Here is a 7,246-nt window from a genome sequence, read left to right as displayed (position 1 = left end):
CGCCGACGCCGACCGCGCGGGCGCGATCGCGACGTTCACGGGTCGCGTCCGCGCGCGAGACCACCCCGACGACGACCGAACCACCCACCTCGCCTTCGAGTCGTACGAGGAGGTCGCGGCCGACCGAATGGACGCCATCGCCGCGGAGCTCGCCGACCGCGACGGGGTCTTCGACGTCCGGATGCACCACCGGACGGGCGTGATCGAGGCCGGCGAGGACATCGTGTTCGTGGTCGTCCTCGCCGGTCACCGCCGGGAGGCGTTTCGCACCGTCGAAGACGGGATCGACCGGCTCAAAGACGAGGTTCCGATATTCAAAAAGGAGACGACGGAGGCCGAGGAGTTCTGGGTCCATCGACGCGACTGACGACGCGCTCGGTCCTTCCGAGCCCGGATTCGGTCTCGACGGCGACGAGTCGACACCAGTCCGGCTCGATTTCGGCTCCGATCCGACCCCCACTCCCGCCGGGTTTCGGCTTCGATCCGATCCCGTTTCGGCTCGAACGCGGACGCGCCCGAGCCTGTCCCGTTGAGCTTAGGGGAATTTATTGCTGGTAATCGGGGGCTGGCGACGCTATCGACGCGTCGCCGCTTCGCTTCCCGATTCGGTACCGAAACGGCTTCAGAATCGATTATAAAATGTCTACTCGGTTTTAAAGTACTCGTGAAACGTCCGTCAGACACGTTTTAGGGCTCGCCGCCGCGATGAAATGCCCTGAAAACCGCTGAACGCCCGGCAACGGTGTAGCCTTTATAACACCCTTCGGCCGGAACGATGGGGTGTACCATGAGCGCGACTGCGAATCCCTCCACGACCGCGACGGCGACCGACGACCTGAGCAAGGAAGAGCGGCTGAAGCGGTACCTGCTCGACCGCGCCGAGGACGGCGAGATGTACTTCAAGGGCAAGTTCATCGCCGACGACGTCGACCTCTCGCCCAAGGAGATCGGCGCGCTGATGGTGAAGCTCCGCGACTCCGCCTCGGAGCTCACCGTCGAGAAGTGGTCGTACACCGGCGCGACGACGTGGCGAGTCGAGCCGGCCTGACACGCGTCGGCCTCGCGAGTCGGTCTCGCGTGGTGTCCGCGTGAACGCCCAACCGTTCCCGCATACCGTCCCCGTTCCCGCATCGCCTTTCGAACTGTCCCCGCACCGTTTTCTGACCGTTCCAGCATCGTTTTCTGACCGTCCCCGTATCGCGGTTTGATCGTCCCACACGCGTTCTGCGCCGGCGACGACCCGCGTGAGGGGAACTCGTGACTCGCTGGAGATCGGGTCGACGCGGGGTTTATACACGCCGACCAGTTACGAGGTGGCGATGCCAGAATACGAGGACGCGGAGTGGTCGGCGTCGGCCGACGCCCCGCGTCCGGAGCCGCTCCAGACGTTCTTTCGCGTCGATGAGATCCGGCGCGAGGACGGGTGCGTCCGGTACGTCGGCGAGTCGTATCTCCCGGAGCGGACGCTGTTACGGAAGCTGATCCCGCCGTTCCGCGAGGCGGGCTACGAGGTAGAAGTCGAGTCGGTCGGCGGTCGACACGTGGTGGTCGCGACGCCGGTCTCCCGCGGTCACGACGGGGTCCCGTGGGTCAACGGTATCCTGTTCGTGGCGACCGTCTTCTCGACGCTTTTCGTCGGCGCGTACGGCTGGTACTACATCTCGTGGGACGCGATCGCCGCGAACCCGCTCGTGCTGCTGCGGGCGTGGCCGTTCACGGCCGCGGTGCTCGGCGTCCTGATGGTCCACGAGCTCGGCCACTACGCCGCTGGGCGGTATCACGGCGTCGACGTCTCGCTGCCGTACGTCATCCCGTTCGTGTTTCCGTTCGGGACGCTCGGCGCCGTCATCCGGATGCGCGACCGGATGCCCTCCCGGCGGGCCCTGTTCGACATCGGGGCCGCGGGGCCGATCGCGGGGCTCGTCGCCACGGTGATCGTCACCGCGATCGGCCTCTCGCTCGACCCGATGCGCGTCCCGACGGAAATCGCGAACGCGTCGGGCACGATGATCCGCTTCAACAACCCGCCCCTCCTGGGGATCCTCGCCGACCTCCTCGGGCAGCCGACCGCCTACGAGGACCCCAGCCAGACCGCACACCCCGTGGTGATCGGTGGGTGGGTCGGGATGTTTTTCACCCTCCTCAATCTCCTGCCGGTGGGCCAGCTCGACGGTGGGCACATGATGCGCGCGATGGTCGGACCGCGCCAAGAGACTCTCGCGTCGCTGGTCCCCGGCGCGCTGTTCGCGCTCGCCGCCTACCTCCACTTCGGACGCGGACTCGGGCTCGACGAGTCGGTCGGGCTGTGGGCGTTCTGGGGCGTGTTCGCGCTCGTGATCGCGTTCAACGGCCCCGCGAACCCGTCTGACGAGGAGCCGCTGGGCTGGCGCCGCCTCGCCGTCGGTGTCGGGACCTTCGCGGTCGGCGCCCTGTGTTTCCTCCCCGTTCCGATACAGGTGATCTCCCCGTGACTTACCCGCCCCGTCGGCCCGCGGCGAGCGCCTCGCGGCCGGCGGCGACGGGACCGCTCCTGATCCTTCGGCGGTGATCCCCTGTGGTCGACGCGCGCACGCGGCTCGAACGGCTCGGGTTCCGCGTCGGCTACCGGCTTGCGACGTGACGTACGCCGTCGGGATCGCGACGCCGAAGCGGACGGTCGCCGGCACGTACTGGAGCTACGAGCCGACGAACCCCCACGGCGACGACCCCGGACTGGCCGCGCTCGACGGGGTCGCGACCGACGCGGTCGTCGTCGACGTCGGCGCGCACGTCGGCGAGTACGCGATCCCGCTCGCCCGCGACACCGACCGCGAGGTGATCGCGTTCGAGCCGAACCCCGTGAGCGCCGACCGACTCGCGCGAAACGCCCGCCGGAACGACGTCAGCGGGACCGAAGGCGACGGCAACGGGATCGATATCCGGCGGGCGGGCGTCGGCGAGGCCCCTGCGACGCTGCCGTTCTACCGGTCGACCTTCTCGAAGTGCTCCGCGTTCGACCGCGATCGCGCGACGCGGTGGAGCGCCGTGGTCGCGGGCGTCGAGCAGGTGCCGATCCGCCGGCTCGATGACCTCGTCGAGGGCGTCGCCGAGGCGTCCGGAGCCGATGAGTCGTCCGGAGCCGCCGATGCGGTGACGGACGGCGATCCCTCCCCGATCCCGGCACCGGACGCGATCAAGGTGGACGTCGAGGGACGCGAGCTGGCGGTCCTCCGCGGGGCGTGTCAGACGATCGAGACGTATCGGCCGTTGCTCGTCGTGGAGGTGCACGGCGCGGCGGACGACGGTGACGGATCCGAGGGCGGCGGCGACGAGCTCGGTGCCGCCGGCGAGACGGGCGAGCACGTCCGCGCGGTCCGCGAGTGGCTCGCTGAGCGGCGCTACGCGGTCGAGCCCGCTGGGGACGTCTGGATCTGCCGCCCGCGGTCGTGAGTTCGTGCGGATCCGCGCCGGTCAGTCTTCGCGGCGCTTCTTCATCCCCTGTCTGGTGAACTGCGGCCGGGCCCGGATGCCGCGCTTCTTCCGGAACGAGCGGTAGAGCGCGACCGCGAGCGGGGCGGCGAGCACGAGGACGATCGCCGCGAGCCGCCACTCCTCGGCGAACGAGTAGAGGATCGTCGCCGAGAGCACCCCGACCGCGAGCAGCATGGAGTAGGCGATCCGCATCGCCAGCTTGTCGAGCACGTCCGTCTCGTCCTCGAGGGTGACGTCGATCGCGAGGTCGCCGCGGTTGGCGCGGTCGAGGAAGTCGTCCGCCTTCGGCGGGACGGTGAACAACGCCTCGGCCGTCCGCTGGGCCTGCTTCCCGGCGTCCTCGGCGAGGTCGCGGGCGGTCTGCTCGTAGTACCCCTCCTCCCGGAGGTACTCCGTCGCCGTCGAGATGAAGTCGAACTCGGGGTCGAGCGTGACACAGACGCCCTCGACGACCGTGGCGACCCGGAGCACGAGCGCGAGGTTCGGCGGGAGCCGCAGCGGGAACTCGTAGATGGTCGACTCCACCTGCTCGACGATCTGGTTCACCCGGTACTGCTCGATGTCCTCGCCGCTGGCGTCCGCGATCGCCAGCTCCATCACGTTGCCCATCACCTCCCGGTCCGCCTCCGGCGAGAGCGTCCCCATCGCGATCAGCGTGTCGAGGATCTCGTCGATGTCCTGGCGGGCGACCGCGACGTAGAAGTCGATGATCTTCTCCTGGACGTACGGCTCCACGCGCCCGGCCATCCCGAAGTCGTAGAAGATCACGGCGCCGTCGTCGTCGACGGCGAGGTTCCCCGGGTGCGGGTCCGCGTGGAACACCCCGTCGTCGATGATCATCTGGAGGTACACCTCCTGGAGCGTCTCCGCGATCGCGGTCCGGTCGAACCCCGCGGCGTCGAGCTCGTCGACCCGGGTGATCTTCGTCCCCGGAATGTACTCCATCGTGAGCACCCGGGGGCCGGAGACCGCCTCGTACGCCGTCGGGATCCGGATCCGGTCGTCGTCCGTGAAGTTCGTGCGAATCTCCTGGAGCATCTCGCGCTCCCGGTCGTAGTCCATCTCCTCGCGGATCGTCTTCGCGAACTCGTCGGCGAGGTTCTCCAGGGAGAACGCCCGGCCGCTCCCGATGAACTGCTTGACGATCGGCACCGACCAGCGGATCGTCCGGAGGTCGGCCTCGACGAGCGACTCGATGCCCGGCCGGCGGACCTTCACGGCGACGTCCTCGCCCTCGTAGCGGGCGGTGTACACCTGCCCGAGGCTGGCGCCGCTTATCGGTTCGGTGTCGAACTCGTCGAAGGCCTCCGCTACCGGCCCGAGCTCCGCCTCCAACACCTGCTTCGACTCCGCCCACGGCGCCGGCGGCACGTCGTCTTGGAGCCCCTCTAGCACGTCGATGTACGCCGGCGGGAGGACGTCCGGCCGCGTCGAGAGCAGCTGGCCGAGCTTGATGAACGTCGGCCCGAGCGTGAGCAGGATGTCGAGGAGGGCCGCGGCCCGCTCGCGCTGTGTCTCGGTGTCGACGTCGCGGCTCGCCCCGAACAGGAAGTATCGCCGCCGGTCTCGCCAGTAGGCGACGATCAGCGGCGAGAACCGCCGCAGCACGACGACGAACCGCCAGTACGCGCGAAGGTTGACCAGCGTGACCACCCGTCAGGCGTCGGTCTCGTCGGCGGTCCCCTCCACCGGGATCGTTTGGGCGGCGTCGTCCGCGCGCTTCGGGATCGTGACTTCGAGGACGCCGCGGTCCAGCTCGGCGTCGGCGCCGGTCTCGTCCGCGTCCGGCGGGAGGGGGAGGTCGGCGTCGAGGAACAGCGGCCGGTCCTCGCTGACGTAACGGAACCCGTCGGGGACCGCCTTCTCGCGACGGGCCTCGACCACGAGCCGACCGTCCTCGGCGAGGACCTCCGTCGTCTCCGCGCTCGCCCCGGGGACGTCGACGACGAGCACGTACCCGTCGTCTGATTCGAGCAGGTCCGCAAACACCGCGTCCGGGAGGTCCCGGAGCGCGTCGCGTAACGCTGACATGGGAGATCGTAGGAACGCCGCGGCGAAAAAGGTGTGGAAAGCCGGAATCGAGCCTCTCGAGATGACCGGCGAGCGCGACCGTGACCGGGCGCTCTCGCGGTCGTCGCCGTCGTCCGCGGGAGGTGCCTCTCGGACCGCGACGGTCACCCGTCGCGGTCGTCGTCACGGTCGAAGTCGAAGTCGAGGTCGAGCTCGCTTATGTCCTCACCCTGGGACTCGCCGGGGAGGATGTCACCGAGCTCGCGCCGAAGGCGGCGGCCGCCCACACGACCGCCACCCGGCCGACCTGCTCGAGCGCCGTCGGCCCCTCCTCGTGGAGCCGTCCCCAGAGGAGCAGCATGAACGCGGACGTACCGAGCGAGACGAGCAGAATGCCCGCGTACCGGCGCGGGATGATACCGAGGATCGGGTGTCTGACCTCGATGTGTCGAAAGTCGGCGAAGTAGAGCAGGCCGGCGGTCATGACGAGGACGAACCCGACGTGCGCGATCAGAAAGACGGGGATTCCACCGGGCGTCTTCGCGGCGAACCACGCCGCGATCTCGAAGACGCCCCCCTCCACGAGCAGCGGCAGCGAGAAGAGGACTGCCCCCACGAACGCCTCGGCCATGTCTCGGGACGTGTACTTGGTGATCCGGGTCGTGAACGCCGCGCTCCCCGGCATCCGCTCGACGAGTGAGATGGTCTGTCGCACCTTCTCCCGCTCGTGGCCCTCGTCGACGGTGTCGCTCAGGGCGTCGAGCTTCGCGAGCAAGTCGTTGATATCGGGGTTCGTCGGGCCGTGCGACGAGTCGGCGTGTTCGGCGCTTCCCGGATCTCCCGCCACCCCCTCCGATCCGTCCCCGGGTTCACCCCGGCTGTCGCTGTCCATGGTCCCCCGCTGGACGCCGACCGTGGAAAGCGTACCGGGCGGGGAACAATTTATATATAGTGGCATGTTACAACATGGCACGAGGTGAGTACCGACGACATCGAATATCAGGACCAACCACGCCGACCGTCGAGCGGTACCACACCGAGTTCAGTCCGGGCCGTCTTCGAGATGCGGGACGCGGCCGTTCCGTGACGTGCGTCCCGTCAGGCGTTCTCGTCCGTCGCAGCCGTTTTCGTGCAGCGTTCGCCGTCGCGTTCGTGGGTTCGAAGCTACGGCGCCGCCGAGAGTCGCGCCAGAAACGCCGTGAGCGCCGCGTTGAACGCGGTCGGCTCCTCCACCATCGCGAGGTGCGCGGCGTCGGCGACCGTCGCGCGCTCGCAGTCGTCGATCCGGTCGGCGAGGACGTCGTGGTACCGCGGCGGCGTGAGCGAATCGTACTCGCCGCCGACGGCGAGCGCCGGAGCCGAAATATCCCCGAGCCGGTCGCGGACGTCGAACGCGTGGCACGTGCGGAAGTCGCGCTCCACGACGGCGCGCCCGCACGCTCGCAGCGCCGCCCGCGAGCGCTCGGCGTACTCCGGCGGCGCGTCGTGGAACAGCCGGTCCGGCTCGTGGAGGAGGTCGATCGCCCGGTCGAAGTCGGTCGCGAGCGCGTCGCGCAGCTCCGTGGCGACCCCGAGCTTCGCGCCCGTCCCCGCGAGCACCAGCCCGTCCGGCGCGAGGTCGCGTTCGAGCGCGACCCACAGCGCCACGGCGCCGCCGAGCGAGCTGCCGCACAGCACGGTCGCGCCCGTCGCCTCCGCGACCGCGACGACGTCGTCCGCGTACGCCGACAGGGTCTCGCGGCCGGCCGGCGTCCCGACGTCGTCG

7 protein-coding genes and 1 pseudogene are annotated in these 7,246 nt (G+C 69.4%); 4 read left to right on the top strand and 4 right to left on the bottom strand.

All coding sequences use genetic code 11. From position 1 onward, the window contains the following. The 4 genes from GJ633_RS12185 to GJ633_RS12170 all read left to right on the top strand — a co-directional run. Nucleotides 1-367, top strand: a 367-nt coding sequence (locus GJ633_RS12185; protein ID WP_156589045.1) for a molybdopterin synthase, incomplete at its 5' end; no start/stop codon positions are given. Nucleotides 368-787: 420 nt separating this feature from the next. Beyond that, a complete protein-coding gene (locus GJ633_RS12180; protein ID WP_156589044.1) occupies nt 788-1,048 on the top strand; it encodes a hypothetical protein in 261 nt (86 codons plus the stop codon). Between the two features lie 271 nt (nt 1,049-1,319). Then, a complete protein-coding gene (locus GJ633_RS12175) occupies nt 1,320-2,471 on the top strand; it encodes a site-2 protease family protein (RefSeq protein ID WP_156589043.1) in 1,152 nt (383 codons plus the stop codon). Nucleotides 2,472-2,616: 145 nt separating this feature from the next. Beyond that, a complete protein-coding gene (locus GJ633_RS12170) occupies nt 2,617-3,429 on the top strand; it encodes an FkbM family methyltransferase (protein ID WP_321169060.1) in 813 nt (270 codons plus the stop codon). Between the two features lie 21 nt (nt 3,430-3,450). On the opposite strand, the gene GJ633_RS12165 is transcribed toward GJ633_RS12170, so the two are convergent. The 4 genes and pseudogenes from GJ633_RS12165 to GJ633_RS12150 form a co-directional block, all read right to left on the bottom strand. Continuing rightward, nucleotides 3,451-5,124 carry an AarF/ABC1/UbiB kinase family protein gene (locus tag GJ633_RS12165; protein ID WP_321169059.1) on the bottom strand — a complete coding sequence of 558 codons (1,674 nt, stop codon included), beginning with the start codon at nt 5,122-5,124 and terminating at the stop codon, nt 3,451-3,453. Nucleotides 5,125-5,127: 3 nt separating this feature from the next. Next, nucleotides 5,128-5,502, bottom strand: coding sequence for an Hsp20/alpha crystallin family protein (locus GJ633_RS12160; protein WP_156589042.1), 375 nt, complete (start codon nt 5,500-5,502; stop codon nt 5,128-5,130). Between the two features lie 143 nt (nt 5,503-5,645). Next, nucleotides 5,646-6,373 (bottom strand): annotated as a pseudogene (locus tag GJ633_RS12155) (DUF2391 domain-containing protein). 272 nt (nt 6,374-6,645) lie between these two features. Next, on the bottom strand, nt 6,646-7,246 hold a 601-nt coding region (locus tag GJ633_RS12150; protein ID WP_156589041.1), incomplete at its 5' end, for an alpha/beta fold hydrolase.

Source organism: Halorubrum sp. CBA1125 (genome assembly GCF_009742825.1).
Lineage (GTDB): Archaea > Halobacteriota > Halobacteria > Halobacteriales > Haloferacaceae > Halorubrum.
The sequence above is the reverse complement of the archived record's forward strand: the minus strand, read 5'-3'. Positions and strand labels throughout refer to the sequence as shown.